At 72.2% G+C, this 26,375-nt stretch carries 24 protein-coding genes and 1 pseudogene; 9 read left to right on the forward strand and 16 right to left on the reverse strand.

The annotated features are described in order from the left end of the window. The first annotated feature begins 159 nt into the window (after window positions 1-159). A complete protein-coding gene (locus tag ACIBQX_RS04240; protein ID WP_397000429.1) occupies window positions 160-366 on the forward strand; it encodes a hypothetical protein in 207 nt (68 codons plus the stop codon). Between the two features lie 20 nt (window positions 367-386). Here ACIBQX_RS04240 and ACIBQX_RS04245 read toward each other — a convergent pair whose 3' ends face one another. From ACIBQX_RS04245 to ACIBQX_RS04255, 3 genes and pseudogenes are all read right to left on the reverse strand, one after another. After that, window positions 387-1,625, reverse strand: coding sequence for a WD40 repeat domain-containing protein (locus ACIBQX_RS04245; RefSeq protein ID WP_397000431.1), 1,239 nt, complete (start codon window positions 1,623-1,625; stop codon window positions 387-389). A 219-nt stretch (window positions 1,626-1,844) separates the two neighbouring features. Next, on the reverse strand, window positions 1,845-2,261 hold the full coding sequence (locus ACIBQX_RS04250; protein WP_397000433.1) for a hypothetical protein: 417 nt from the start codon (window positions 2,259-2,261) through the stop codon (window positions 1,845-1,847). A gap of 241 nt (window positions 2,262-2,502) precedes the next feature. Further along, window positions 2,503-2,691, reverse strand: a pseudogene (locus ACIBQX_RS04255) (TetR family transcriptional regulator); the annotation flags it as partial. Between the two features lie 107 nt (window positions 2,692-2,798). On the opposite strand from ACIBQX_RS04255, the gene ACIBQX_RS04260 reads away from it, so the two are divergent. Then, window positions 2,799-3,620, forward strand: coding sequence for an SAM-dependent methyltransferase (locus ACIBQX_RS04260; protein ID WP_397000435.1), 822 nt, complete (start codon window positions 2,799-2,801; stop codon window positions 3,618-3,620). Window positions 3,621-3,803: 183 nt separating this feature from the next. Further along, the gene (locus ACIBQX_RS04265; protein ID WP_397000436.1) at window positions 3,804-4,688 is read left to right on the forward strand and encodes a helix-turn-helix domain-containing protein; all 885 of its coding nucleotides are present in this window, start codon (window positions 3,804-3,806) and stop codon (window positions 4,686-4,688) included. A gap of 11 nt (window positions 4,689-4,699) precedes the next feature. On the opposite strand, the gene meaB is transcribed toward ACIBQX_RS04265, so the two are convergent. From meaB to mtnA, 6 genes are all read right to left on the reverse strand, one after another. Further along, window positions 4,700-5,710, reverse strand: a complete 1,011-nt coding sequence (meaB, locus tag ACIBQX_RS04270; RefSeq protein WP_397000438.1) for a methylmalonyl Co-A mutase-associated GTPase MeaB — start codon at window positions 5,708-5,710, stop codon at window positions 4,700-4,702. A 52-nt stretch (window positions 5,711-5,762) separates the two neighbouring features. Beyond that, complete coding sequence (locus tag ACIBQX_RS04275; RefSeq protein ID WP_397000440.1) at window positions 5,763-6,083, reverse strand: hypothetical protein; 321 nt, start codon at window positions 6,081-6,083, stop codon at window positions 5,763-5,765. Window positions 6,084-6,105: 22 nt separating this feature from the next. Then, on the reverse strand, window positions 6,106-8,253 hold the full coding sequence (scpA, locus tag ACIBQX_RS04280; protein WP_397000442.1) for a methylmalonyl-CoA mutase: 2,148 nt from the start codon (window positions 8,251-8,253) through the stop codon (window positions 6,106-6,108). Next, a complete protein-coding gene (locus ACIBQX_RS04285; protein WP_397000444.1) occupies window positions 8,250-10,112 on the reverse strand; it encodes a methylmalonyl-CoA mutase family protein in 1,863 nt (620 codons plus the stop codon). Before ACIBQX_RS04285 ends, scpA begins: the two co-directional genes overlap by 4 nt. A gap of 45 nt (window positions 10,113-10,157) precedes the next feature. Then, window positions 10,158-10,754 (reverse strand): N-acetylmuramoyl-L-alanine amidase, encoded by a 597-nt coding sequence (locus ACIBQX_RS04290; protein WP_397000446.1) that lies wholly within the window; start codon window positions 10,752-10,754, stop codon window positions 10,158-10,160. 254 nt (window positions 10,755-11,008) lie between these two features. After that, window positions 11,009-11,956 (reverse strand): S-methyl-5-thioribose-1-phosphate isomerase, encoded by a 948-nt coding sequence (gene mtnA / locus ACIBQX_RS04295; RefSeq protein WP_397000448.1) that lies wholly within the window; start codon window positions 11,954-11,956, stop codon window positions 11,009-11,011. 71 nt (window positions 11,957-12,027) lie between these two features. On the opposite strand from mtnA, the gene ACIBQX_RS04300 reads away from it, so the two are divergent. Then, window positions 12,028-13,590: a protein kinase gene (locus tag ACIBQX_RS04300; RefSeq protein WP_397000450.1), complete on the forward strand. Its 1,563-nt coding sequence runs from the start codon at window positions 12,028-12,030 to the stop codon at window positions 13,588-13,590. Window positions 13,591-13,642: 52 nt separating this feature from the next. Beyond that, a complete protein-coding gene (locus ACIBQX_RS04305) occupies window positions 13,643-14,758 on the forward strand; it encodes a DUF5925 domain-containing protein (protein WP_397000452.1) in 1,116 nt (371 codons plus the stop codon). Between the two features lie 83 nt (window positions 14,759-14,841). Here the strand turns inward: ACIBQX_RS04305 and ACIBQX_RS04310 are convergent, their stop codons facing one another. Then, the gene (locus ACIBQX_RS04310; protein ID WP_397000454.1) at window positions 14,842-16,224 is read right to left on the reverse strand and encodes a hypothetical protein; all 1,383 of its coding nucleotides are present in this window, start codon (window positions 16,222-16,224) and stop codon (window positions 14,842-14,844) included. Next, entirely contained in the window at window positions 16,221-17,552 is a 1,332-nt protein-coding gene (locus ACIBQX_RS04315) for an SWIM zinc finger family protein (RefSeq protein ID WP_397000456.1), read from the reverse strand. The genes ACIBQX_RS04310 and ACIBQX_RS04315 overlap by 4 nt, the downstream gene beginning before the upstream one ends. Window positions 17,553-17,636: 84 nt before the next feature. Here ACIBQX_RS04315 and ACIBQX_RS04320 point away from each other — a divergent pair, with 84 nt between their 5' ends. The 4 genes from ACIBQX_RS04320 to ACIBQX_RS04335 all read left to right on the forward strand — a co-directional run bounded on the left by ACIBQX_RS04320 (window position 17,637) and on the right by ACIBQX_RS04335 (window position 22,477). Next, a complete protein-coding gene (locus tag ACIBQX_RS04320; RefSeq protein ID WP_397001528.1) occupies window positions 17,637-18,698 on the forward strand; it encodes a C39 family peptidase in 1,062 nt (353 codons plus the stop codon). A gap of 3 nt (window positions 18,699-18,701) precedes the next feature. Beyond that, a complete protein-coding gene (locus ACIBQX_RS04325) occupies window positions 18,702-20,570 on the forward strand; it encodes a prolyl oligopeptidase family serine peptidase (protein ID WP_397000458.1) in 1,869 nt (622 codons plus the stop codon). Continuing rightward, a complete protein-coding gene (locus ACIBQX_RS04330; RefSeq protein ID WP_397000460.1) occupies window positions 20,567-21,829 on the forward strand; it encodes a M20/M25/M40 family metallo-hydrolase in 1,263 nt (420 codons plus the stop codon). Before ACIBQX_RS04325 ends, ACIBQX_RS04330 begins: the two co-directional genes overlap by 4 nt. 63 nt (window positions 21,830-21,892) lie before the next feature. After that, window positions 21,893-22,477, forward strand: coding sequence for a TIGR03086 family metal-binding protein (locus ACIBQX_RS04335; protein ID WP_397000462.1), 585 nt, complete (start codon window positions 21,893-21,895; stop codon window positions 22,475-22,477). Window positions 22,478-22,512: 35 nt separating this feature from the next. Here ACIBQX_RS04335 and ACIBQX_RS04340 read toward each other — a convergent pair whose 3' ends face one another. From ACIBQX_RS04340 to ACIBQX_RS04360, 5 genes are all read right to left on the reverse strand, one after another. Further along, the gene (locus tag ACIBQX_RS04340; protein WP_397000464.1) at window positions 22,513-23,475 is read right to left on the reverse strand and encodes a hypothetical protein; all 963 of its coding nucleotides are present in this window, start codon (window positions 23,473-23,475) and stop codon (window positions 22,513-22,515) included. After that, complete coding sequence (locus ACIBQX_RS04345) at window positions 23,472-24,353, reverse strand: ABC transporter ATP-binding protein (RefSeq protein ID WP_397000466.1); 882 nt, start codon at window positions 24,351-24,353, stop codon at window positions 23,472-23,474. The genes ACIBQX_RS04340 and ACIBQX_RS04345 overlap by 4 nt, the downstream gene beginning before the upstream one ends. Further along, complete coding sequence (locus tag ACIBQX_RS04350) at window positions 24,350-24,742, reverse strand: GntR family transcriptional regulator (RefSeq protein WP_397000468.1); 393 nt, start codon at window positions 24,740-24,742, stop codon at window positions 24,350-24,352. The genes ACIBQX_RS04345 and ACIBQX_RS04350 overlap by 4 nt, the downstream gene beginning before the upstream one ends. Window positions 24,743-24,804: 62 nt before the next feature. Continuing rightward, window positions 24,805-25,548 carry a DUF427 domain-containing protein gene (locus ACIBQX_RS04355; RefSeq protein WP_397000470.1) on the reverse strand — a complete coding sequence of 248 codons (744 nt, stop codon included), beginning with the start codon at window positions 25,546-25,548 and terminating at the stop codon, window positions 24,805-24,807. Between the two features lie 56 nt (window positions 25,549-25,604). Beyond that, complete coding sequence (locus tag ACIBQX_RS04360) at window positions 25,605-26,372, reverse strand: hypothetical protein (protein ID WP_397000472.1); 768 nt, start codon at window positions 26,370-26,372, stop codon at window positions 25,605-25,607. Between the last annotated feature and the right edge of the window lie 3 nt (window positions 26,373-26,375).

Genomic DNA, 26,375 nt, shown 5'->3' on the forward strand with positions numbered 1-26,375 from the left:
CCACCTGCTCGTCAGACAGATACTCATGCGGCACGAATCGTCACCGTACGGGGATGCTGCGTTACTACTTGCCGGTATGCCTAAATCGAGACCCGCTTGTCCGCGCTACAACCCCAACACACCGCTGACCTGCGCCACAGCGCTTATCGAGAAATCTCGTTGGGATATGACCACGACCCCGTCACCCACTGTGGCCTGCGGCAACGCTCTACTTTGGGGCTCATCGCACGGACCCGAGCGGAGGGCCTACGAGCGGCGGTCGCCGTCGAGCGAGAGCGTGAGCAGGCGACGGAGGCCAAGCGCGTCGCCGAGCGGATGGCGCGCGACGCCGAAGCAGAGCGCGAGCGGCAGGTGACCGCAGCCTGAAGGGGCCCCGGAACGCGCGATCAGTCCAGCTGCCGCAGCCGCACGGGACCATCTTGCTCACCGACGGCCAGCGTCCGCCCGTCCGGGCTGAGCGCCACTGGATATGCGACGTCAGTGTCTTCGTTGAGGACGGTGATGAGCTTGCCGGTGGCCACCTCCCACACCAGCACCGAGCCACCTGCGCTGACGGTGACCGCCCGCCTCAGGCCGGGGCCGAATGTCACAGCCGCAGGGAGATGCGGACTGGTGATGGGGGCGATCATCTTGTTGGTGGCCATCTCCCACATCACCACCGAGCCGTTTTCGCCAATGGCCAGCGTCCGCCCGTCCGGGCTGAACGCCACCTCGTGCACGGGGTTGCTTGCGGTGAGGGTGGTGATGACCTTGCCGGTGGTCACCTCCCACACCCGTGCCGAGCCGTCTTCACTGCCGGTGGCCAGCATCCGCCCATCCGGGCTGAACGCCACTGTATGCAGGCGGTCAGCGTTCTTTTTGGGGAGGGTGGCCACCAGTTTGCCGGTGGCCACCTCCAATAGCCGCGGGGGCGCGCCGTAGCCACTGATGGCCAGCGTCCGCCCGTTCGGGCTGAACGTCACCGCGGACACGCTGTGGTCGGTGAATGTGGTGATGACCTTGCCGGTGGCCACGTCCCACACCCGCGCGGTGTGCTCACCGCTGGCGGCGGCTAGCCTCCGTCCGTCCGGGCTGAACGCCAGCGAGAGCACACGGTCTATGCCCTCGCCCTTGTCGAAGGTGGTAACGGCTTTGCCGGTGGCCACCTCCCACATCCGCACCGAGCCGTCGCCATCTTTGCCACCGGTGGCCAGCATCCGCCCGTCCGGGCTGAACGCCAGCGAGTACGGGGTCTCGCGCTCGGTGAGAGCGTCCAGAGTGGCAGGACCTGGCATGAGGAAGAGCGCCGATACACCGATGACGGCCAGCATCGCCAGCACAGCGACCAGCCCTCTTTTCCCCCTTCGGGTACTGCCACCCCCGATGCCGGGTGTCGAGGAGAGCGCTTCGGGGGTGAGTAGGGGCCTCGGCATGACGTCGCGCGTGAGCGCCGACGTCAAGGTGAACGCTTCGGGTGCTGAGGCCGCCAGATCAGACTGCGATCCGGGGCCAGGAGGCCCGATGATGACCAGCCACAGCCCTGCCAGTGCGGCCATTGCGGCGATCACGCTGCTCACCTGATCGGCAATCTCCCATCCGGAGAACGCCGCTGTCCCGGCCAAGGCCAGCCCGGCCAGTATCAGCACGGCCCCTACCCCGGCCCGTCCTCTCCTCCCCATGGATCGATCCTTGCCGGTTTCCCGGAGTTGCGCACTGAGAACAGTGCTCTCGGATGCCGCGTTCATCCCCCAGCCGCGTCGTTTCGTATCCCCGCCGCGTCGCGGGCCTCGGGGCGTGGTCGTGGTTGACGGGGCGGTTTCGTCGCGCGAACTCGCTACTGTCTGGAGGGCAGGTGCGGCGGCGGGTCATGCGGTGCCGCCGGAGCAGCCGGCCAGCAGTGCGGCCAGGCGGTCGGCCAGCGCGGGTTTCACCTCGGTCGGTCGGGGCCTGGTGCTGGTGGGCTCACCGGCGCGCCGCTCGGCGATCGCCCGGGCCTGCTCTACCAGCTCGGCCCGGCGGGCCGCGTTGGCGGCGTTGCGCTCGGCGTTGGCGGCCAGCAGGGCGGCATGGCGGGTGCCGTCGTCGTCGACGTCCACGGTCGGTGGGGGCGTGATCGTGATTCTCGGCGTAGTGGCGTCCCCAGTTTGCCGTTCGGCGGTGTTCTCGGTGTCGTTGGAGGCGTGCCGGGAGGAGGGTTGGAGGCCGCTGAGGGCTTCTGAGGGCCGCGGGGTGCCGCGGGGTTCCGTACGGGCCTCCAGGCGGGCCCGCTCGGCGGGCGGCACGGCGCAGCCCTGTCAGGGCGCGGCCGATCCGCCAGCGCAGCACGCCGGCCAGGTCGGCGGCGGTGGCCACCTGGCGGGTCAGCAGCTCGCGCGCCTCCGACGGCGGCATGTGTCGCAGCAGTAGCATCACCAGCTGGCATGGGCCCCGAAAGTAGAACTCATTCATCAGCGCGGGCCAGGCTCAAGGTCGAACTGGTATGGGGAAACGGCTTCGACGACCCTCTGAGCAGCACGATTCCGTAGCGAAATGGTAGGAGATGACGCCTTTGCTGATCCCGGCGTGCTGGGCGATCCGGGCCAGTGACGCGCGGGTGAAGCCGTGCTCGGCGATCACCTCGATGGCGGCGGCGATGATCTGCGCGCGCCGCGCCTCCTCGATGAAGGAGGGCCCTTTATGGCCCTTCGGCTTATTTTCTGGCCGCTTGGCCAGAAATTAGCACCTGCGGCCAGAGGGTCGGGCAAGGTGATCATTTCTATGGCCCGGCAAGACAGGGGAGGCTACGTTGTTGGGGGACAAATCAGGAGGAGACGCCCCCCATGGACTCGTCGCGGCAGGAATCCCCACCCGAGATGGACACGACCGTGCCGCACTCGGCGCGGGTATGGAACTACTTCCTCGGCGGCAAGGACTTCTATCCCGTCGACCGCGCGGCCGGCGAGCAGTACCAGGCGATCTTCCCTGAGATCATCGACATCGCCAGGACCGACCGGGCCTTCCTCGGCCGTGCCGTGCGCCACCTGGCCGGCGAGGCGGGCATCCGCCAGTTCCTGGACATCGGGACCGGCCTGCCGACGATGGACAACACCCATGAGGTCGCCCAGCGCGTCGCCCCGGAGTCCCGGATCGTCTACGTCGACAACGACCCCCTGGTGCTGCTGCACGCCAACGCGCTGCTCACCGCCTCCCCGGAGGGCGCCTGCGCCTACGTGGACGCCGACCTGCGCGACCCGGACACGATCCTGGAGCACGCCGCGCGGACGCTCGACCTCACCCGGCCCGTCGCGATCATGCTGCTGGGGATCCTGCACTTCATCCCGGACTTCGACCAGGTGCGCGGCATCGTGACACGGCTGATGGACGCCGTGCCGTCCGGCAGCCACATGGCGCTCACGCACGCCACGCTCGACCTGGGCGGCGAGCAGACCGCACAGGCCAACTCCGAGGCCCAGCAGGCGTGGAACGAGCAGGCCACCGACACGATCACCCCGCGCACCCACGCCGAGGTCAGCCGCTTCTTCGACGGCCTGGAACTGCTGGAGCCCGGCTTGGTCTCGATGTCCCGCTGGCGGGTCGAGGCCACTCCCTGGGGCGAGCCGGCCGAGGTCTCCGGCTTCTGCGGCGTCGGCAGAAAGCCCTGATCCCGCCACCCTCACGGCGGCCTCTCACGGACGGCTCCAGCACCGGACGTCACGCCGCCGCGCCGACAGCGTACGATCTCCAAAGCGCATGGTGGCCGAACCGTTCAGCGTGGCAAGATGGTCCGCGATCGATTCGCGGCGATCTTCGCCGATCTAGGAGCATCTATGCGACGTGCTCGCAGTATGGGTGACCTGAGGGATGTTCCCGAGGGTGATTCCCGCAGGGCCGGGCCGACGGCTCTGCGGATGCTGGTCGGGGCACAGCTGCGCCGGCTGCGGGAGGCCAAGGGGATCACCCGCGAACGCGCCGGGTACGAGATCCGGGGCTCACACTCCAAGATCAGCCGCATGGAGCTCGGCCGGAGCACGTTCAAGCTCCGCGACGTGGCCGACCTGCTCGTCCTGTACGGCCTGGACGAGTCCGAGCGCTCGGCCGTGCTCTCCCTCGCCGAGCAGGCCAACGCCCTCCCCTGGTGGCACGACTACCGGGACGTGATCCCCGACTGGTTCGAGGCCTACGTCGGGCTGGAGCAGGACGCGGCGCTGATCCGCATCTACGAGGTCCAGCTCATCCCGGGCCTGCTGCAGACCGAGGACTACGCCCGCGCGGTCATCGCCCAGGGCTATGACACCGTCACGGCCGAGCAGATCGAGCGCCGGGTGGCGATGCGGATGCACCGCCAGCGGATCCTGACGCCGCCCTCCTCGCGCAAGATCTGGGTGGTGCTGGACGAGGGGGCGCTGCACCGCCAGGTCGGCGGCAGCGCCATGATGCGCGCCCAGCTCGAACACCTCGCCGTGCTCGCCGGCCAGCCGCACATCACGATCCAGGTGCTGCCGTTCACCTCCGGCGCCCATGTCGGCGGGGTGGGGCCCATCACGATCATGCGTTTCGCCCAGGCGGAGCTGAACGACGTCGTCTACCTCGAACAGGTCAACGGCGCCCAGTACTTCAGCAGGGAGGCCGAGGTGCTCCCCTACCAGCACCTGCTGAACAAGCTGGGCATCCACGCGGAGCCCATGGCCTCGACCCCGGCGATCCTCCGAAGGATCATGAGCCGCCTTTAGGCCGGTACGCCTCAGTCGGTGCCGCGCTTGAGCACCGGCGGCTCGGGGACCAGCGGCTCGGAGACGGACAGTCTGAAGACGGACAGCAGCCGGTCGGCCGCCAGCGCCGGGGTCAGCGTGCCGGCCAGCACCTCCCGCTCCACCTCGGCGCTGATCGCCGCCACCTCCGGGTCGTTGCGCAACGCGGTGAGCAGGCGGTCACGGACCAGCGTCCAGGTCCAGCCCACCTGCTGACGGCTGCGCTTGGCGGCCAGGTCGAGGCCCTCCTGGTGGGCGAGGACCTGACGCCACACCTCCTGCAGCCCATCGCCGGTGAGCGCGCTGCAGGTCAGCACCGGAGGCGGGGGCGTGTCCGAGCGGAGCATCCGCAACGCCCCGGCCAGCTCGCGGGCCGCCTTCTTCGCCGCGAGCGCGTGCTCGCCGTCGGCCTTGTTGACCGCGATGACGTCCGCCAGCTCCAGCACCCCCTTCTTGATGCCCTGGAGCTGATCCCCGGTGCGCGCCAGCGTGAGCAGCAGGAAGGTGTCCACCATGTCCGCCACCGCCGTCTCGGACTGGCCCACGCCGACGGTCTCGACCAGCACCACGTCGAACCCGGCCGCCTCCACCACGACCATGGCCTGCCTGGTCGCCTTGGTGACACCGCCGAGCGTGCCCGAGGTGGGCGAGGGCCGGATGAACGCGGCCGGATCCACGGACAACCGGGCCATCCGCGTCTTGTCGCCCAGGATGCTGCCGCCGGTCCTGGTGGAGGAGGGGTCCACGGCCAGCACGGCCACCTTGTGCCCCTGGCCGGTCAGCGACGTGCCGAGCGCGTCGACGAAGGTCGACTTGCCGACGCCGGGCACGCCGGACACGCCCACCCGCCTCGCCTGACCCGCGAGCGGCGTCAGCTCGACCAGCAGCCGCTGCGCCTGGGCCATGTGGTCGGGCCTGGTGGACTCCACGAGCGTGATCGCACGGGCGATCCACGTACGCGAGCCCGCCTTGACGCCCCGGACATAGTCCTCCAGCGACCGCACCTGGGCCCTCCTTCTCTGCTGGTCACACGAGCTTAACTCTCGACAGATCACACTATTTGCCGCTGAGGAGCCGGGCTTCGTTCAGCGCGCGAGCGTCCCGTGACCGCCGCTCGAGAACGCAGTCCATCACGACGCCACGCTGTGGGTCTGCATGCCCGAGATATCTCGGCGCGCCGTCGAAGTCACGCTGTTCGAGAAGCCGGAGGAGAGCCGCGACGAACGCCGAGGAAGGGCTGACGGGCCGGCGCACCGTGTCGTCCTGGTGGACGACGCCCGCATGACCGCGGACGTCGTCCACCAGGACGACGCCCGCGGTCATGCGGCCGCCGGTCAGCTCGGAGGTGCCGGCGTCGGCCGTCGTCACCCGTTTCACGCCTTCCTTGACGTCGCAGGGGCTACTGACGCTTGCGGAGTTCTGTGAGGAGGTCCAGGGCGGCGGTGGCGATCACCGTACCGGGTGGGAAGATCGCGGCGGCGCCGGCGGCGCGCAGCTCCGCGAAGTCGTCCGGTGGGATGACGCCGCCGACCACGATCATCACGTCCCCGGCGTCCAGGTCGGCGAGGGCCTGCTTGAGCGCGGGCACCAGCGTGAGGTGGCCGGCCGCCAGGGTGGAGACCCCGACGATGTGCACGTCGGCCTCGACCGCCTGTCTGGCCACCTCCTCCGGCGTCTGGAACAGCGGGCCGACGTCCACGTCGAAGCCCAGGTCGGCGAAGGCGGTGGCGATGACCTTCTGGCCGCGGTCGTGGCCGTCCTGGCCCATCTTGGCGACCAGGATGCGCGGGCGGCGGCCCTCGGCGCGCTCGAAGTCGGCGCACGCCTGACGCGCCCGTTCGATGTCTCCGGCCGGTCCGGCCTCGTCGCGGTACACCCCCGAGATGGTACGGACCTGCTCGGCGTGCCGGCCGAACACCCGCTCCAGCGCGGCGGAGATCTCCCCCACGGTGGCCTTGGCGCGGGCGGCGTCGACGGAGAGCTTGAGCAGGTTGTTCTCCAGGCCGGGCGCGGGGTTGTCGGCGGCCTTCGTCAGCGCGTCCAGCGCCAGCCCGACCGCGTCCTCGTCACGCTCGGCCCTGAGCCTGCGGAGCTTGTCGAGCTGCTGGGCGCGCACCGCGCGGTTGTCGACCCTGAGCACCTCGATGGGCTCGTCGGCCTCGGGACGGTACTTGTTGACGCCGATGACCGGCTGGCGGCCCGAGTCGATGCGGGCCTGGGTACGGGCGGCGGCCTCCTCGATGCGGAGCTTGGGCAGGCCCGCCTCGATCGCCTTGGCCATGCCGCCCGCCTCCTCGACCTCCTGGATGTGGGTCCAGGCGCGTTCGGCCAGGTCGTGGGTGAGGCGTTCGACGTAGTAGGAGCCGCCCCACGGGTCGATCACCTGCGTGGTGCCGGACTCCTGCTGCAGCAGGAGCTGGGTGTTGCGGGCGATGCGGGCCGAGAAGTCGGTCGGCAGCGCGAGCGCCTCGTCCAGGGCGTTGGTGTGCAGGGACTGGGTGTGGCCCTGGGTGGCGGCCATGGCTTCGACGCAGGTGCGGGCGACGTTGTTGAAGACGTCCTGGGCGGTGAGCGACCAGCCGGAGGTCTGGGAATGCGTCCGCAAACTCCACGATTTCGGATTTTTCGCATTAAATCCGGATACGAGGTTGGCCCAGAGCAGGCGCGCCGCGCGGAGCTTGGCGACTTCCATGAAGAAGTTCATGCCGATGCACCAGAAGAAGGACAGCCGTGGCGCGAACCGGTCCACGTCCATCCCCGCCGCGACCCCCGCCCGCAGGTATTCGACCCCGTCGGCCAGCGTGTAGGCGAGCTCCAGATCGCAGGTGGCTCCCGCCTCCTGAATATGGTACCCAGAAATACTAATAGAGTTGAATTTCGGCATCTTTTCACTCGTATAAGCGAAAATATCCGAAATTATGCGCATGGACGGGCTCGGAGGATAGATGTACGTGTTCCGTACCATGAATTCTTTGAGGATGTCGTTCTGGATGGTGCCGGCGAGCTGCTCGGGCGCCACCCCCTGCTCCTCGGCGGCGACGATGTAGAGCGCCAGGACCGGCAGCACCGCGCCGTTCATCGTCATCGACACCGACATCCGGTCCAGCGGGATCCCGTCGAACAGCTGCCGCATGTCGTAGATGGAGTCGATCGCCACCCCCGCCATCCCGACGTCGCCGCCGACCCTCGGGTGGTCGGAGTCGTAGCCCCGGTGCGTGGCCAGGTCGAAGGCCACCGACAGGCCCTTCTGCCCGGCCGCCAGGTTACGCCGGTAGAAGGCGTTGGAGTCGGCGGCCGTGGAGAAACCGGCGTACTGGCGGATGGTCCACGGCTGGTTCACGTACATCGTGGGATAGGGGCCCCGCAGGTACGGCGCCGCTCCCGGATAGGTGTGCAGGAAGTCGAGCCCCCGTAGGTCCTGGGCCGTGTAGAGGGGCTTGACGGCGATCCCTTCCGGCGTCAGCCACGGCTCGCCCTCGGCAGGCCCGTCGTCCGGCACGGGCCGGACCGGGTCGTTGAGCGGGATGCGGGAGAAGTCCGGGATCATGCCGTCACCTCCAGGTCGCGGAAGGTCGTGCGGAGCACGTCGAGCGCGTCGCACCCAGCGAACAGGCACGCGTCGACACCGTCATAGCGTTCCTTCCCCGCCAGCCAGACCCTGTGCGCGCCCGCCCGTCTCAACGCGGCGGCCACCGCCTCCGCGTGCTGGCCGTACAGCTTGTCACTGGAGCACAGGCAGGCGACGGTGGCGCCGCTGACGGCGAAGGCCGTGGCGATCTGCTCCGGGTCGGTGCCGGGGCCGGCGGTCTCGGTGGCCAGCCCGCCCGCGTGGAACAGGTTCGCGGCGAACGCGGCCCGCGCGGTGTGCGCCGCGACGGGGCCGATCGTGGCCAGGAACACCTTCGGACGTACGGGCTGCGCGTCGGCGAGATCACGCAGCGCCTCGAACTCCCGCGCGTAGCGGATCGCCGGCAACCCGGCTTTCCCCACGGGAGGCGAGCCGCCCGGCGGGCCGACCGCGTGGTGGGCGGCCGACCCCTCCTGACCAGCCCGCACCTCCTGAACGGCCGGCATCCCCTGAGCGAATGCCCCCTCCTCGGCAGCCGGCGTCTCCTGGGCGGAGGGGGACGCGCGGAGGGGCTTCTCGTCGAGGTGGGCGAACTCGCTGACGCCGGTGATCGGGAGGCGGCGGTGTGCGATGTCGGCGGCGCGGCGTTCCCGGGTGGCGGCGATCCGGGCGGAGATCAGCTCGCCCGCCGCCTCGACCCCGCCGGCCGCCTCGATCTCCTGGAACCAGGCCCACGCGCGCTCGGCCAGGTCGGCGGTCCGGCGCTCGACGGCCCAGGAGCCGCCCGCCGGGTCGGCCACCCGGCCGACGCCCGCCTCCTCCAGGAGCAGCAGCTGGGTGTTCCGGGCGATCCGGCGGGAGAACGCGTCGGGCGGCCGCAGGGCGGCGTCGAAGGGCTGGACGGTGACCGCGTCGGCGCCGCCCACCCCGGCGGCGAAGCAGGCCAGGGTGGTGCGGAGCATGTTCACCCAGGGGTCGCGGGCGGTCATCATGGCCGAGCTCGTCACCGCGTGCTGGCGCTGCGGGCTCTCGACGCCGCACACGTCGGCGACCCTGGCCCACAGCTTTCTGGCGGCGCGCAGCTTGGCGATGGTGGCGAACTGGTCGTCGGTCGCCGCGTAACGGAACTCCAGCTGGCCGAACGCCCGCGCCGTCCCCAGGTGGTCGAGCGCCCGCAGGTCGGCGACCGCCAGGGCGATCGAGCAGCCCAGTTCCTCGGCGTCGCTGCCACCGGCGTCGTGGTAGGGGGTGGCGTCCACGGTGACGGCCCGCAGCGCCGGGAAGTCGGCCGCGCACCGCGCCGCGAGTTCGGCGGTCACCTCCGGCCCCACCGCGCCCGGACCGGCGGCCGAGGCGCCGAGGTTGCCGCTGAGCACGGGGCCGCCGCCCTGGACGGCGCGCGCGGCGGCCATCGCGAACAGTGCTTCGGCGGCCTCTCGCGTGCGGGGGCCCGCCTCCAGGGCGATCGGCGCGAGGTCGAGGTAGACGTCCTTCAGCACCCTGGGCAGCGCCGCGACGGGGATGGCCCCGTCGCCGACGACCAGCCAGAGGGAGGTGACGCCGCCGGTCAGGTCGGCGAGCACCGCTTCGGGGTCGGGGATGTCGTGGCGCTGCCGGACGTCCCATCCGGTGCCGGCCCGTGCTCTCCGCTCGAACGGCTCGGCGGCGGGCAGGTCGGCGGCGTCGTAGAGCGGGGCGACCGTGATCCCGTCGTAGGTCGGGCTGGACAGGGCCTCTTCCGGGGTGGCGGACTCGACCCCGGACTTGCGTAGGACGGCGAGCGCGAGTGCTCGCCAGTCGTCACGGTCAGTGGAAGGGAATCCCGCTGCCAGATCCATGGTCTGGATAGTAAGCGCACGCTGGCACCGTTGGGGAAACCGGGGTCAGGTCGTCGGAGCGTCCCAGGTCAGGCGCCAGGTGGCGGGTCCCACGACACCGTCGTCCTCGATGTCCTGCTGACGCTGGAAGGAGCGGCACACCTCGCGCGAGGCGGGACCGTACGCGCCGTCGACGTCGAGCTCGAAGCCGCGCTCGGCGATCCTCGTCTGCCAGGTCCGCACGTCCTCGCCCCGCATGACCGGCGGGTACTTCAGCAACCGCCCAGGAAACGGCGGGGCCGTCGTGGGCGGGTCGCCGGGGGCGGTGTCGGTGCCGGGGCGGGGCGCGCCTCGCTGGACCCAGGCGTACAGCGGGCCGCCGGGGCAGTCGGTGGGGAACCCGTCGCGGTGCCCCTTGATCTCCTTGCCCGCCCGCCCCTGATCGCGTACGTGGTCGACGGCGTCGAGGATGGCGTGCAGCAGGGCGTCGGGCGGCTGCACCAGGCCGGAGTTGCCGACCAGGCCGAGCACGGCGTAGTGGCCCGAGTTGAGCCCGGAGCCGTTGGCGGCTGGTAAGTGGTGCAGCCCCCGCCCCTCGAAGACCTTCTTATGGGGACACGCGACGAACGAGTAACCAATGTCGATCCACCCATTGCCATCCATATGGTGACTCTGAATGGATTGGACGAGTTTGACGCACCCGGCGTGGTCGCCGACGATTCCGGGATCGACCCGCCCACCTGTGTAGTGAACCTTCACCCCCTTGGTGGAACCAAGCTGTGTGTAGTCGCCGCGCGGCGACCGCGCGTCCCAGTCCTGTCGTCTGACAAGGTCAATGGCCATACCGTGCTCCAGAAAATCGGCATTGATGACAACTGAGCGTAACGTGGGAAGCACAGATAGGTCCCCGGTTCTGACTATTTCGCCGAAGGCCGGATGACACGCCTCTCCGTCACGATGGCAGTGATCAACTCGTGTGGCGTCACGTCGAACGCCGGATTGGCCACCTGTGTGCCCTCAGGAGCGACCCTTATACCCGCGAATGTGGTGACTTCGCCGGGGGCGCGATCCTCGATCTCGATGTGCTCGCCCGACGGCGTCGCCGGGTCGATCGTGCTCTCCGGGGCGACGACGATGAAGGGCACCCCGGCTCGCTGGGCGCCGAGCGCGAGCGCGTACGAGCCGATCTTGTTGGCGGTGTCGCCGTTGACGGCGATCCGGTCCGCGCCGATGAGCACCGCGTCGACGCCTCCCCGCGACAGCAGGTACGGTCCCGCGGAGTCGGCGATGAGCCGGTGCGGCGCCCCCATCCTGGCCAGCTCCCAGGTGGTGAGCCTGGCGCCCTGCAGCAGCGGACGGGTCTCCAGGGCGAGCACCTCGGCCAGCCGCCCGCGTTCGTGCAGCGTCTGCGCGACGCCGAGCGCGGTGCCCCGCTCGACTGCGGCGAGCCCGCCGGTGTTGCACACGGTCATGATCCGCAGGCCGTCGCCCTCCAGCAGGTCCGCGCCGCGCTCCCCCATGGCCAGGCAGGCGGCGATGTCGTCGTCCCTGATCCGCAGGGCCGCCCGCAGCACGGCCTGCGGCCCCTCCCCGAGGTGCGCGGCGGCCTGGTCGACGCCCCAGGCCAGGTTGACGGCGGTCGGCCGGGCGGCCCGCAGCCTGGCGATGGCGTCGCGGTCGTCCCCGGCGAGCACCACGCCGAGCGCGCCGGCCACGCCCAGCGCGGGCGCGCCCCGCACCGCCAGCCGCTGGATCGCCCCGATGAGCTCGTCCACGCCGCGCAGGCGCAGCATCACGCACTCGCCGGGCAGCCGGGTCTGGTCGACGAGCTCGACGGCGCCGTCCACCCAGTCAATGGTTCTCACGTCTGCACGCTAACGCAGACGGTACGAGTCACGACCTATCACCAGACGTGGCGAGCGGTAACGTAGCGCCCATGGTGACCCCCCTCACGCCGGACGATCCGCCCTCCCTGGGCGGCCATCGGCTGGCCGGGCGGCTCGGGGAGGGCGGCCAGGGGGTGGTCTACCTCGCACACTCACCGGCCGGCGAGCCGGTCGCGATCAAACTGCTGAGCACGGGCGACCGCGAGACCCGCGCCCGGCTCGCCCGGGAGCTCCAGGCGCTGGAGAGCATCGCGTCCTTCTGTACGGCGCGCGTGCTGCACGCCTCGACCGAGGGGCCGCGCCCGTACGTGATCAGCGAGTTCATCGACGGGCCCTCGCTGGCCGACCGGGTGCGGGATCGGGGCCCGCTGGCCGGTGGCGAGCTGGAACGGGTGGTGGTCGGCAGCGCCACCGCGCTGGCCGCCATCCACGCGGCCGGGATCGTGCACCGCGACTTCAAGCCCGGCAACGTGCTGCTCGGGCCGGACGGTCCCCGCGTGGTGGACTTCGGCATCGCCAGGGCAGAGGGGGCGGCGACGATGACCTCCGGGCTGATCGGCACCCCCGCCTACCTGGCCCCCGAGCAGATCAACGGGACCCCTGCCTCGCCCGCCTCGGACGTGTTCGCGTGGGCGGCGAGCATGGTGTACGCGGCGACGGGGGTCAGCCCGTTCGGCGCGGACACCGTCCCGGCGGTGCTGCACCGGGTCCTGCACACCGACCCGGACCTGAGGCCGTTGCCGCCCCGGCTGCGCGCGGTGCTGGCCGGCTGCCTGGCCAAGGATCCGTCCCGCCGCCCCACGGCGAGGGACCTGATCGGCATGCTGGTCGGCCCGAACACCCCACCCCTGACGGACACGACCACCGGCGGCCCCCACACCACCCCACCACCCGCCGTCTCCCACCCCGGCGGACCGGCGGCGGGGCCGTCCGGAGGCTTCGCCCACCCCGGCGGCATGCCGCCCCCGGAGGTCTCCGGGGATCCTCATCGCACTGGCCCGCCGGGGCCGGCGTACACGACCGGCGTGCCCCGGCGGCGTTCGCGTGGGGTGCTGATCGGCTCGCTGGCCGTCCTGGTGGCGCTGACGGCGGGCGGGAGCGCGCTGCTCTGGTTCACCCCCACTCCGCCCATCGTGAACGACCTGTCCACCACCGCCTCTCCTACGCCGAGCGCGGACACGGCGTCCCCTTCCATCCCGGCCACGGAGCCCACCCCGGCCCAGGAGCCGACATCGCGGGAGAGCGCCGCGGAAGGCGGGCTCAAGGTTCCGGCGGCGCTGGCCGGCACCTGGTCGGGCAAGGCCAGCGGCACGATGCTGGACAAGCGGTTCGACGACGAGGCCGTCACGATCATCCTGCGCCAGGGCCGGAGCACGGGCGTGTGGGAGTCCCCCGGCGAGGACCCCGGCTGTGCGAAGGGCACCCTCAAGCTGACCCAGGTGGCCGGTACGAAGCTATCCTTCGACCTGACCGGTCTCGGCGGCGTCTGCGCCATCCTCGACAGCACGGGCGGCATCAAGGTGTCGCTCGACCGCAAGGACGAGGATCGGGCCGACTACGAGCTGACCATGTTCGGCGGGGAGAGCAAGGGAGAGCTGACCAAGACAGGGTGATTTCCCGCAAACCCTTCGACATCAAGTCCCGCTAACTGTGATCATTGGAGTCATGTCTGTGATGAAGGAGGTGCCGTTCCCCGGTCAGGAGTCGGGCGAGCTGCCGATGAAGATCTGGATCGACGACTCCGACTCGGCCATCGACGTCATCGATGCCCTGGCGCTGTCGCCGTTCGCCACCGGTGTCCAGCCCTGGTCCCGGCTGGCGAGTCTGGAGCGGGTCCGCCCGGACGCGCCGCTGCGTCCCTCGCACGGCCGCGTCGTACGGACCGCGCAGATCGAGGACGGCTCGGAGTCACGGCTGATCTGCGGCGACGGCTGGACCCTGCGTGTCATCCGGCACCGCAACCGCGCGGCCACGATCAGCGTCACCGCGATCAGCGAGGAGCTGGCCCGCTCGGTGCTCAAGGAGAGCCTGGAGGGGGCGGAGGAGCCGGAGCCGGACACCGACCACGTCGACATGGGCTTCTGGTGGCGCGGCTCGCACGGCGGCACTCGCTCCGACAAGCCGATCACGGCCCAGCCCTGGCAGGACATCAGCGGCAACTACTCCGCGGCCGTGCGCCGCTCGCTGGACGACCTGATGGCCGTCACCCCGGCCGACGTGAACGGCCGGCTCATCCTCCTGCACGGCCCTCCCGGCACCGGCAAGACCACGCTGCTGCGCACGCTGGCCAAGCAGTGGCAGGAGTGGTGCCAGGTCGACTGCGTGCTCGACCCCGAGCGGCTGTTCGACGAGCCCGGCTACCTGATGGAGGTGGCCGTCGGCTACGACAACGACGAGGACGACAAGCAGCGCTGGCGGCTGCTCGTGCTGGAGGACTGCGACGAGCTGATCAGCGCGTCGGCGAAGTCCCAGACGGGGCAGGGGCTGTCGCGCCTGCTCAACCTGACCGACGGCCTGCTCGGCCAGGGCCGTGACGTGCTGGTGGCGATCACCACGAACGAGGACCTGGCCCGCCTCCACCCAGCCGTCGTGCGTCCCGGCCGCTGCCTGGCACAGCTTGAGGTCGGCCCGCTGACCAGGGACGAGGCGGTCTCCTGGCTGGGCCACTCCGACGGTGTCGGCCCTTCGGGCGCGACCCTGGCCGAGTTGTACGCCCTCCGCTCGGGCCGCGCGGTCACCCCGTCGGCCTCCAGCGGCGAGAACACCGGCCTGTACCTGTAGTCCCGGCCGCGCTCGCGGCTCCTGCCGCCGGAAAATGGTCCCCGCCCGGGTGCGCCCCCGCGACTCCCCCGGGCGGGAAGCTGTCAGTTCAGGGCGGCCCGCAGGTGACGGGCCGCCCGGACGAAGCCGCTCTCGCCCCCGCGGCCGGCGATCTCCGCCACACACGGCAGCTCACCGCCGGCCCCGGTCCGGTGGGCGATCCGGGCGGCGAGCGCGAGCACCTGGGTGTGCCCGGCGTGCGCCCGTTCGCCCGGGCCCGGCAGGTAGGCGGGCAGCAGGCCGGTCATGATCTGCCATACGTGGTCGTGGCCGCCCCGGTCGGCCGCGAGCTCCATCGATTCGCGCAGCGCCGCCGCCTTCAGCCAGGTCCGCCGCAGCAGCAGCGCGAGCTGACGGCCGACCTCGACGGTGGGCAGGTCGCCCCTGGCGGCCAGGTCGAGGAGCAGCGACACCCCGGCGGGGGCCCGGTTCCACTTGCGGTTGAGCAGGAAGTAGGCCGCCAGGAGCGCGATGGCCTCCCCCGGTGGCCCGTCCGTGACCGACAGGATCTGGACGTGGGTGAGCTCGATGTGGGATCCGTGCTCCCGGCAGAAGAGGTACGGCAGGTAGTGCACGGCCACGGCTTCCCGGTCGTGGGGCAGCATCGCGGGCCAGCCGCGTGGATCGTCTCCGTCGGCCTGCCACCGGGACGGGCGAGGGGCGGACAGCAGGTGGTCGACGAGCTCCAGCCCGGTGGGCTCGGCGCGGATCCCGGGGACGAGGGAGACCTCGCTGGAAGGGGACGGCTCCCGGTCGTCGAGGTAGACGCCCGAGCCGTGCCGCCAGGCGATCCGGGTCCGCGGCTCCGGCCTGCCGGTCAGCCAGCCCGCCAGTGTGACGCCCGCCGCGGAGGTCAGGCGGCCCGCGCGCGCCGCCACCTCCGGCGGGATCCGGCGGGGCAGCCGGAGCAGCGCCTGCTGCAGGTCGGCGGGCATCGCCTCGACGCCCGCCCGTTCGTACCCCTCGATCCGAGCGACCAGCGCGGCCGGGTCGAGCCCGCCGGTGCCGGTGGTGGGGGTGGCCAGCAGGTACGGCGGCGCGGTGCCGCCGCGCACGGCGGCGTGGATCTCGGCCAGGCGGCGCAGCAGGAGCCAGTGCGGCGCGGAGACCCGCGAGATGTCGGGGAGCCGGCCCACCGGGTGCGGCCCCGGCGTGGTGACCAGGTCGGCCATCGCCGCCACCCACTGCGCCGGATATGGCCATTCGCGCTTGTCGTACGGGGGTGACTGCCGCACCGCCGGCGCCCGCATCGCCTCCCTGAGCCCTGGGAGGTCCTCGGTGCGGAACCTGACGAACGCCTCCAGCCAGCGCTCCAGGTCCTGCCAGGTCTCTCCGGTGGCCGCCTCGCCGAGTGCGCGCTCCAGCTCGGCCACCGTCGGCGCGTCGCCGGCGGCGGTCGCCGTGCTCGTCTTCCTTCCGGCGCTCATGCGGGCACGTCGACGATCAGGCGGGCGGCGATCCGGGCGGCGAGCACGTGCTTGCACGGCCCGCGTGAGCCGCGATGGTCGAACCACCACGCACAGGTGCAGGTCCCCTGCTCGATCCCGACCTGCCTGACGCCGCCGGAGGTGGTGACCTGGGCCTGGTCGCCGTCGAGCCGGACCGCGCCGGAGGCGGCCAGCGCGCGGGCGGCGGTGAGCCGGGGGTTGAGCTGTGCCACCTGGTCCCGGTCGTAGGGCAGCTCGCGGTGGAAGTGGGAGGCGTCGTGCAGGTCGTAGCCGACGCGGCCGGCGGTGCCGAGCTGGGTCAGCGCGGCGCGTACGCGCTCGACCGTGAGCCCCGAGCGGTCGGCGAGCAGCCCGATCTCCACGGTCGGCTCGAAGTTGAGCAGCATGCCGACCACGTCGGCGTCGCCGGCGGCCTCGTCGGTGGCCAGGTGCGAAAGGACGGCGCCCTCGCCGGAGAACCCGCGCCACGGCTCGGGTGAGACGGCCACGGTGTAGCGCATGCCGGGCAGCTCCAGCTCCCACGCGCTCGCCTGGTGCCGGCTGCCGGCCGCCGGGCCGTAGACCCGCAGCGCCTTGGCGAACCTGAGCAGCGGCATCAGCGTGGCGACGCGGCCGACGCCGGCCAGGCTGACGGCGCCATTCCCTGGGCCGGAGGTCAGGCGCAGGTCGCGGCCGGACGGCGCGGCCCACACGGCGGTGGAGGCCTTGCGCGGCAGCGACCGCAGGAAGCGCACCGCCTGCGGCCCCTTCAGCTCCGCCCGCAGGTCGAAGCCGGCCGCGATCACCTGCACCTCGGCGAAGCCGCGCAGCCAGCGGGTGGGCAGCGGCACCTTCTTCTCCACGACCGCGCCGTCGAGCGTGGTGACGGTCAGCTCGTCGGGGCCGACGCCGAGGTGCAGCGGGTCCCTGCCGCCGACTCTGGCCAGCGACTCGCGCAGCGGGCCGTTCACGTCGACGTTGGTGGTGCCGCGGTCGAGCACGTCGCCGTCGAGGCCGAGCACGTCCAGGCGGGCGTAGACGCCGCCGCAGGCGGAGAACGACTCGAACCTGAGCCGGCCGCCGTCGCAGGTCACCACCGGGTCGCGGGTCCAGCCGGGGCGGGGCTGGTGGTAGCGGGTGAGCGCGACGTCGGCCACGGCCAGCAGACCGGCGGCGGCCGGGGCGGCGTGGGTGAGCAGCCCGCTGAAGAACCGGGGGTGGGTCTGGGGGCCCGAGAGGGCCGTGCCGCCGGAGGTCGACAGCCCGAGACGGCCATCGGCGAGCACGGAGGGCCCGGCGTAGGAGTACGCCTGCACCGCTTGAGTCATGATCGGGACGATAGTGATCACCACTGACACATTCGGCGGACGTACGTAAACCCTCCGATGCGCGGGCGGCGCGGCCGCTCCACAATGGGGCCGGTGCTCACCGTCGACCTGGCCGAAGTGGCCTTCACCCGCTTCACCGTGCCCGCCGGGGGTGCGGTGTGGACGAGCGACGAGCACCCGATCGGTTTCGCCGCGACGCAGCTCGTCGCCTCGTGGACGGCGCGCACTCCTCCCGGCTCCTGGATCGAGGTGGAGTTGCGGGCCACGACCGCGCCGGGGAGCCGTACCAAGTGGTACGTGATGGGCCGGTGGTCCGCGCACGGCGGCCCGCGCACCTCGGTTCCCGGGCAGGGCGACCGGGACGGCGACGTGGCGGTGGACACGTTCGTGGCGCGGCGGGCGGTGGTGGCCTATCAGGTGCGGGTCACCGCGCACGGCGAGGGCGCGCGGGTGGACTGCCTAGGCGTGCTGGCCTCGGCCGTGCCGCCCCGGCCGGTGACGCCGAGCGCCTCCGCCACGGCGGGAGCGGTCCAGCTGGTGGTTCCGGCGTACTCCCAGCACGAGCACGCCGGACATCATCCCGAGTACGACGGCGGCGGCGCCAACTGGTGCGGACCCGCCGCCGTCGCCATGGTGCTCGCCTACTGGGAGCGCGGTCCCGCGCCGGCCGAGCTCGGCTGGGTGGGGGACGGCGACCCGTGCCCGGCGGTCGACCACGCGGCGCGCGGCAGCTACGACACCAGCTACCAGGGCACCGGCAACTGGCCGTTCAACGTCGCCTACGCGGGGACGTACGGGCTGGCGGGGTTCGTGACGAGGCTGCGGTCGGCGGCCGAGCTGGAGCGGCTGGTGCGCGCCGGCATCCCGGTGATCACCTCGCTGTCGTTCCGGTCGCATGAGCTGCCGGGCTCCGGGTACTCCACCAGCGGGCACATCATGGTCGTCACCGGCTTCACCGCCGGGGGCGACATCCTGGTCAACGATCCGGCCGCGCCTGGGGGCGGCGCGGAGGTGCGCAGGGTTTATCCGCGTGCCGCGTTCGAGAACGTCTGGCTCAGGAGCACCGGCAGCGGAGGCAGTGGCGGCATCGTGTACGTCCTGCATCCGCCTGATTTGTCCCTGCCCCCATCCGACGGCAATTGGTGAAATATGAGCATTCGACCGATCGATGTGGCGCGCACGGACGGCGGCCCCCAGTGGGTGGAGGCCGTGGCCACGCCCGACGGTGTCGAGGTGTGGTGGGACGAGCCGCGCCCGCACGAGGGCGGCAGGCGGTGCGTGGTGCGCCGGCTGCCCGGCGGCGACCGCGTCGACGCCCTGCCCACCGGGTGGAACGCGCGCAACCGGGTGATCGAGTACGGCGGCCGCTCGTGGCGTCCCCTGCCCGGAGGCGGCCTGGTCTTCACGAACTGGGCCGACCAGCGCGTCTACCGCCTCGACGGCGGCGCCCCGGTGCCGCTCACGCCGGCGGGCCCCGCCCGCTACGCCGACCTCTACCTGCCGCCCGGCCGCGAGGAGGTGTGGGCGGTGCGCGAGGTCGAGGACGTGCGCGACCTGGTGGCGATCCCGCTCGGCGGCGGCCCGGTCAGGCGGATCGTCAAGGCGCAGCACTTCGTGATGAACCCCCGCCTGTCCCCCGGCGGCGGCCATCTGGCCTGGATCGGCTGGAACCACCCGGCCATGCCGTGGGACGGCACCGAGCTGTGCGTCGCCCCGCTGGACGCGGACGGGGTGGCGGGCCCGCACGAGGTGGTCGCGGGCGGGCCGCAGGAGTCGGTCGTGCAGGCCGAGTGGCGCGACGACGACAGCCTGTACGCGGTCACCGACCCGACCGGCTGGTGGAACGTGCACGTGATCGGCAGGGACGGCGTCCGTGACCGCAACCTGACGCCGATGGAGGCCGAGTTCGGCGCCGCGCCGTGGAAGCCCGGCCTGGCCTGCCTGGCGGTGGCGGACGGGCGGCTGGTCGTCGTGTACGGCACGGCGGACCGCCGCCGCCTGGGTGTGCTGGACCCCGACGGCGGGGAGCTGCGGGAGATCGGCGGCGAGGCGACCTATTGGGCCTCCACCGTGTCGGCGGCCGGCGGGAAGGTCGCGGCCGTGGCCGCTACCCCGTACACGCCGCTGGAGGTGGTGCTGGTGGACCTGGACCTGGACCTGGATGAGGGCGGCGGGCGCGAGGTGGTGTCGGCGCCGAAGCCGCTGCCGCCGCGTGAGCTGCTGCCCGACCCGGAGCCGGTGACCGTCGAGGGCGTGCACGCGCACCTGTATCCGCCGGCCGGGGCCGAGGGCCCCGCGCCTTACGTGATCTTCGCGCACGGCGGGCCCACCGGCAGCAGCCCGGTCGTGCTCGACCTGGAGATCGCCTACTTCACCAGCAGGGGCCTCGGCGTGGCCGTGGTCAACTACGGCGGCTCCACCGGCTACGGCAGGGCCTACCGGGAGCGGCTGCGCCACCAGTGGGGCGTGGTGGACGTGCAGGACTGCGCCAAGGTGGCGCGCGGCCTGGTGGAGCTGGGCCGGGCCGACGCCGCCAGGATCGCCATCCGGGGCGGCAGCGCCGGCGGCTGGACGACGGTGGCGGCGCTGGTGCACAGCGACGTGTTCGCGGGCGGCGTCGCCCACTACGCGATCACCGACCCGGAGAGCTGGGCGGCGGAGACGCACGACTTCGAGTCCCGCTACCTGGACGGCCTGATCGGCCCGCTGCCGGAGACCCGGCAGCGCTACACCGACCGCTCGCCGCTGCTGCACGCCGGCCAGGCGTCCGGGCCGTGCCTCATGCTGCACGGCCTGGAGGACGCGATCGTGGACGTCGGCCAGGCCGAGCGGTTCGTCGCGGAGCTGGACAGGCACGGCAAACAGTGGGCCCTGCTCACCTATCCGGGCGAGCAGCACGGCTGGCGCAGGGAAGAGACCATCGTGGCGGTGCTGGAGGCCGAGCTGGCCTTCTACGGCACGCTCTTCGGGTTCGACACACCCGAGGTGGCGCCGCTCAAGCTGGAGGGAAGCGCGTGAAGAGCGTCGCGGAGATCTGCTCGGACCTCATCAGGTTCGACACCACCAATCCGGGCTCGGGCGAGCGGCCGGCCGCCGAGTACGTGGCCACGCTGCTGGCCGAGGCGGGGCTGGAGCCGGAGGTGTTCGAGGCGGCGCCGCGCCGCACCACCGTGGTGGCCCGGATCGAGGGCGACTCCCCCGACGCGCTGCTCATCCACGGGCACCTGGACGTGGTGCCCGCCGACCCCGCCGAGTGGCGCACGCACCCGTTCTCGGGCGAGATCGCCGACGGATGCGTCCACGGCCGGGGCGCGGTCGACATGAAGGGCTCGTGCGCGATGACGCTGTCGGCCGTGCTCGGCCTGCGGGCGCTCGGCGTGCGGCCCAAGCGGGACGTCGTGCTGGCGTTCCTGGCGGACGAGGAGGCGACCGGCGACTACGGCTCGCGGCACGCGGTGACCGAGCACCGGGAGCTGTTCGACGGCGTGACGCAGGCGATCAGCGAGTCGGGCGGCTTCAGCGTCACCTCCGGCGAGCACCGGGTCTACCCGGTGGCGGTGGGCGAGCGGGGCACGGCCTGGATGAAGCTGACCGCGCACGGCGTGGCCGGGCACGGCTCCAGGCCCGCGGTGGACAATCCGGTCGCCACGCTGGCGCACGCGCTGTCGCGGGTGGCCGCCCACCAATGGCCGATACGGCTGACGCCATCCGTGGCGGCGCTGGTCCAGGGCCTGTCGGAGATCACCGGCACACCGATCGACCTGGACCGCCTGGACGAGGAGGCGGCCCGGCTGGGCGCGCTGGGCCAGCTGTTCGAGGGCCAGATCCGCAACTCGGCGAACCCGACCATGCTGAACGCCGGCTACAAGGTGAACGTGGTGCCCTCGACCGCCGAGGCGCATGTGGACGGCCGTTACCTGCCGGGCCTGCGGGAGGAGTTCCTGGAGACGATCGACGAGCTGCTCGGCCCGAAGATCGTCCGCGAGTTCGTCAACCTGGAGGACGCCCCGGCCGCGCCGTACCCCTCGGCGTTCTTCGACGAGCTGGCCGGCTCGCTCGTGGCCGAGGACCCGCTGGCCAGACCGGTGCCGTACGTGATGAGCGGGGGCACGGACGCCAAGTCGTTCGCCGGGATCGGCATCGAGGGGTACGGCTTCGCGCCGCTCATGCTCCGGCCCGACCTGGACTACTTCGGCATGTTCCACGGCAAGGACGAGCGGGTCCCGGTGGAGGGCCTGGAGTTCGGCACGAGGGTGCTCACCCGACTCCTCACCTGAGTGGAACAAATCATTCCGTTCTGATAGAGTGGTGTCAACGGAAAACGCCGAAAGGGGCCAGTCATGACGTCCGGGTGGACACTGCTCGACAACGCGCACGAGGCTCTTCGCACCGTCGTGGGCGACGTGCCCGCCGACGCCTGGGAGCTCCCCACGCCCTGCGCCGACTGGAACGTCACCCAGGTGCTCCAGCACGCCGCGGGCGACCAGATCGGCTACGCCGCCTTCCTCACCGGCGAGCCCGGCCCGGCGGAGAACCCGTTCGCGCCCTCCGGCACCCTGCCGGCCGACCCGGTGGCGTACGCGGAGGACGCCATGGCGCGCTCGGCCAAGGCGTGGGCGGGCGTCGACCGGGCCGCGGCCGAGGTGCCGGTGCCGATGCCGCCGAACAGGATGACGCCCGAGCTGGGCGCGGGCGCCTGCGCGCTGGACGCCGCGGTGCACGCGTGGGACATCGCCGTGGCCACCGGCCGCCCTTCGCCGCTGACGCCCGAGCTGGCGGCGGGGCTGCTGCCGGTGGCGCGGGCGACCGCCGAAGTGGTGCGCGGGTTCGCCTACGGCCCCGCGCTGGCCGCTGAGACCGGTGACGACGAGGTCGCGACCCTGCTGCGGTACCTGGGCCGCGACCCTCACTGGGGCCGCTCCTGAGCGAGCCGTACGGGTCCGCGGCTCGCTCAGGGCCGCTAGGCAGTGCGGCGTAGCGTGCGCAGCACGGCCAGCCCGCCCATCGCCCCGGAGGCGAGCAGGAGGATGCCCGCCTCCGTCCACTGGAAGCGCCAGAACATCGCGGGCGGGTGGTAGGAGACGGCGTAGCCGTACCCCTTGCCGAACAGGCACGTCTCCCACGCCTCGGTGTTCCGGCTGCTCCGCCCGGCGTCCACCCGGCGCGGGCAGACCTCCGCGCCGGGGCTGTCGACCTCCCGGCCCGCCGGGTCCACCCACGTCGCACCGACCAGCCGCGCGTCCGGATCACCGAGCTCGGTGGTGCCCGAGAGCACCACCCGCTCGGGGGTCGCGTAGTGGTCGCTCAGCGCGAACAGCGTGAACATGGTCACCGCCACCCCCGCGACGACCACCGCCATCGCCGGCATCGTGCGCCGGAGCACGGTCCCGGCCAGCGTGCCGAAGGCGAAGGCGTACAGCCACCACACGGCCGGCGCCACCCCGACCATGTTGAACACGCCGACGTTGCCGAACGACGATTCGATCCCGGCCCGGAACACCGGCCGCCACAGGCTGACCATCAGCGACAGCAGCAGCCCGCCGGCCACCACCGCGCCGCCGAGCACCGCCAGCTTGACCGCCAGCCAGCGCCACACCGGCACCGCCTGGGTCCAGGCCAGCCGGTGGGTGCCGCGCTCGTACTCCCTGCCGAGCAGCGGCGCCCCCCAGAACGCGCCGATCAGCGCCGGCAGCACCAGCGGCATCCAGCCGAAGATCGAGTAGATCGCGTCGTACCGCTCCCCCAGCGCCACCTCCAGCGGGGCGCACGCGGGCGCGCTCCCGGGACAGCCGGGCGCGGCGTGCTCGGAGACGTACAGCGTGGCCTCGATCGCCGACCCGAGCAGCAGCAGCGCGAGCGCGGCCAGGAAGGCGGCGGTGAGCAGGATCTGCGCCCGGTGCTGGCGCCAGGTGAGCCAGATCATCGGCCCGCCGCCGCGAGCCCCGGCAGCGCGGCCGACTCGGGGCTGCGCAGATAGCCCATGACGAGCTCGTCGAGCCCCGGCCGCCGCGCCTGCCAGCGCGGGTCCAGCGGCGGCTCGCCCCTGACGAGCAGCCTGACCTGCCGCGCGGTACGGCTCTCGGCGACGACCTGCACCCGCCCCGGCCCGGCGAGCCCGGCGGGGCCCGTCATGACGAGATGCCCGGCCAGCAGGTCCTCGATGTCGCCGCTCACCTGCAGCCGCCCGCCGTTCAGCACGACCAGCCAGTCGCAGGTCTCCTCCAGGTCGGAGACCACGTGGGACGACAGCAGCACGCTCAGCCCGTGCTCGGCCACCTCCGCCATGATCGCCCGCATCACGTCGTGCCTGGCGACAGGGTCGAGGTTGGCGAGCGGTTCGTCCAGCACGAGCAGATCGGGGGTCCTGGCCAGCGCGATGGTCAGCGCCACCTGCGCCTGCTGTCCGCCGGACAGCCGGCCCACCTTGCGGTCCAGGGGGATGCCCAGCCCGGCCAGCCGATCCAACGCCGCCCGCTCGTCCCACCGGAGGTTCGTCCGGCGGCCGAAGGTGAGCATCTCCGCGACGGTGAACGTCTCGTACAGCGGCTTGTCCTGGGCCACGAACGCGGCCTGTCCCCGTACGACCACCCTGCCCCGGGCGGGGGCGAGCAGCCCGACGGCGGCGTGCATGAGCGTGGTCTTGCCCGCCCCGTTCGGCCCGACCAGCGCGGCCACCCGTCCGGCGGGGAGGGCCAGCGAGCAGTCGCGCAGCGCCCAGCCTCGCCGGTAGCGCACGCCCAGCCCGGTCGCTTCCAACACTGGCGCTTCCAGCACGGGCGCCTCGGGCGCGGGCGGCCTCATGCGACCCCCTCACGCGCCGCATCGGCCAGCACCGCGCCGAACAGCGTCCGCAGGTCCTCCTCGTCCAGCCCGGCCTCCCGCGCCTGCCGCACCCACGCCTCGAGCCCGCGCCGCAGGCGGGTGTGGTCGGCCAGAGTCCCGCCGGCGAGGCCGCGCTCCACGAACGTGCCGAGCCCCGGCTTGCCCGCCACCAGCCCCTCGCGCTCCAGCTCCCGGTAGGCCTTGAGCACGGTGTTCGGGTTGATCGCCAGGCTCTCGACGACCTCCCTCGCCGTGGGCAGCTTGTCACCCGGCCGCAGGGTGCCCAGCCGCAGCGCCTGCCTGACCTGGTGGACGAGCTGGAGGTACGTGGACACCCCCGAACCCCTGTCCAGCTGGAACTCGATCACCAATACACCCTTTCACTATTTGAATAGTGAAAGGGTGTTGGATGCGGGCCGGGTCTGTCAACTCAGCCGAACTTGGTCTTCGGCCGCTCCTCCAGCTCGCCGTCGACGTAGATGTCGAGCTTCTCGTTGTAGAAGGCGATCAGGCCCGCGACCCGCTCGCTCTCCGGCAGCGGGGTGCGATAGGACCACGCCAGGTCCTCGCGTCCGTTGACCGACCAGTACTCGGCGCTCCCCTTGTACGGGCAGTGGGTGACGGTGTCGGTGTGCTCCAGCAGGTCCAGCCGGACGTCGGTCTTCGGCAGGTAGTAGCGGGCCGGCAGACCGGTCTCGAAGAGGATCCTGGCGGCGCGCGAGTCCGCCACCGTCACCCCGTCCACCTCCACCCGCACATGACGCGAGCTCGGCAGGATGTCCACGCGCGTGTACGGGTCACGCGCGTGGAAGTAGACCTGCTCGTCCTCCTCGAACCAGGCGTCCATCGCCTCCCAGTCGAAGCGCACATGCCCCCGGATGTCCTCCAGCGGCGACTCCGGATAGGTCAGCGCCGCCTCCGGCGCCTCCACGCCCCCGGACGTCACCGTGTGGACGACGCCGTCGCCCCTGCTCGGCGAGTGCTTGGTCGTGTCCGTCCGCTTGAGCGCCGATTCCTCGACGTCCTGCAGCGGGAAGTAGTAGACGGGATAGTAGGGGACCTCCCACACCAGCAGCGCGCGGGTGGTGTCGGCCACCACCCGGCCACCGAGGTAGGTCCTGACGCGCTTGGCCGAGCGCTCGACACGCACCCGGCCGCGGTTCGTGGCATCCATGCTCGCGCCAACCCCCGCCCGCCCCCCGCTATTCCGCGCCCGCTACTCCATGCCCACTACTCCATGCCGAACGCCGCCAGGGTCCCCCAGGTCACCAGCGCCCCGACCAACGCCCCGGCGGCCACCTGGGCCGGGGTGTGGTGGGCCAGTCGCACCCGCGCCCAGCACACCAGCGCCACCACGGCCGCTCCGGCGGCCAAGGTGGGCAGGGCGGGCAGCACCTGCGCCAGCACCACGACCGTGCCCGCGGAGACGGCGGCGTGGAAGGAGATCTTCCAGCGCAGCGTGACCGGGATGGTCACGGCCAGGGCGGCGAGCATCGCGGTCACCGTGGCCACCAGCAGCCTCGGCGCGCCCAGCAAGGCCAGCACCAGCAGCGCGAACAGCACGGCCGCGACGGCGGCGAGCAGCGGGCCGGTCCGGCGGGCCCGGTCGACGATGTGGTGGGAGTCCAGCCGCCCCGACCGCACCCCCACGGCGATCACCGCGGCGGGCACCCCACCGCACAGGGCGGAGGCCAGCAGCCCCCACACGGCTCCGGGCCACCCATGCGCGATCAGGCCGACGGCAGGCGGCATCGCGATCACGAGCACCTGGGGAGCGAGCAGGTCGGTGACCTTCCGCGCCAACGAGTCGGCCATCATGTCAGGAAAGATTACGCGATCATGCCCGCCCAGCCGGCCGCCCGGCCCCCACGTCGTGTCGTGCTCCGGACGCACGCCACCGCCCTGCCGGGTACGGACGCCGCGCCACCCCGCGTTGCCCCTCGCGGACGCCGGGCACCGGCCCACCTCGTCCTGAGAACGCCGGGCACCGATCACCATCCA

This window comes from Nonomuraea sp. NPDC049714, from assembly GCF_044465295.1.
Classification (GTDB): domain Bacteria; phylum Actinomycetota; class Actinomycetes; order Streptosporangiales; family Streptosporangiaceae; genus Nonomuraea.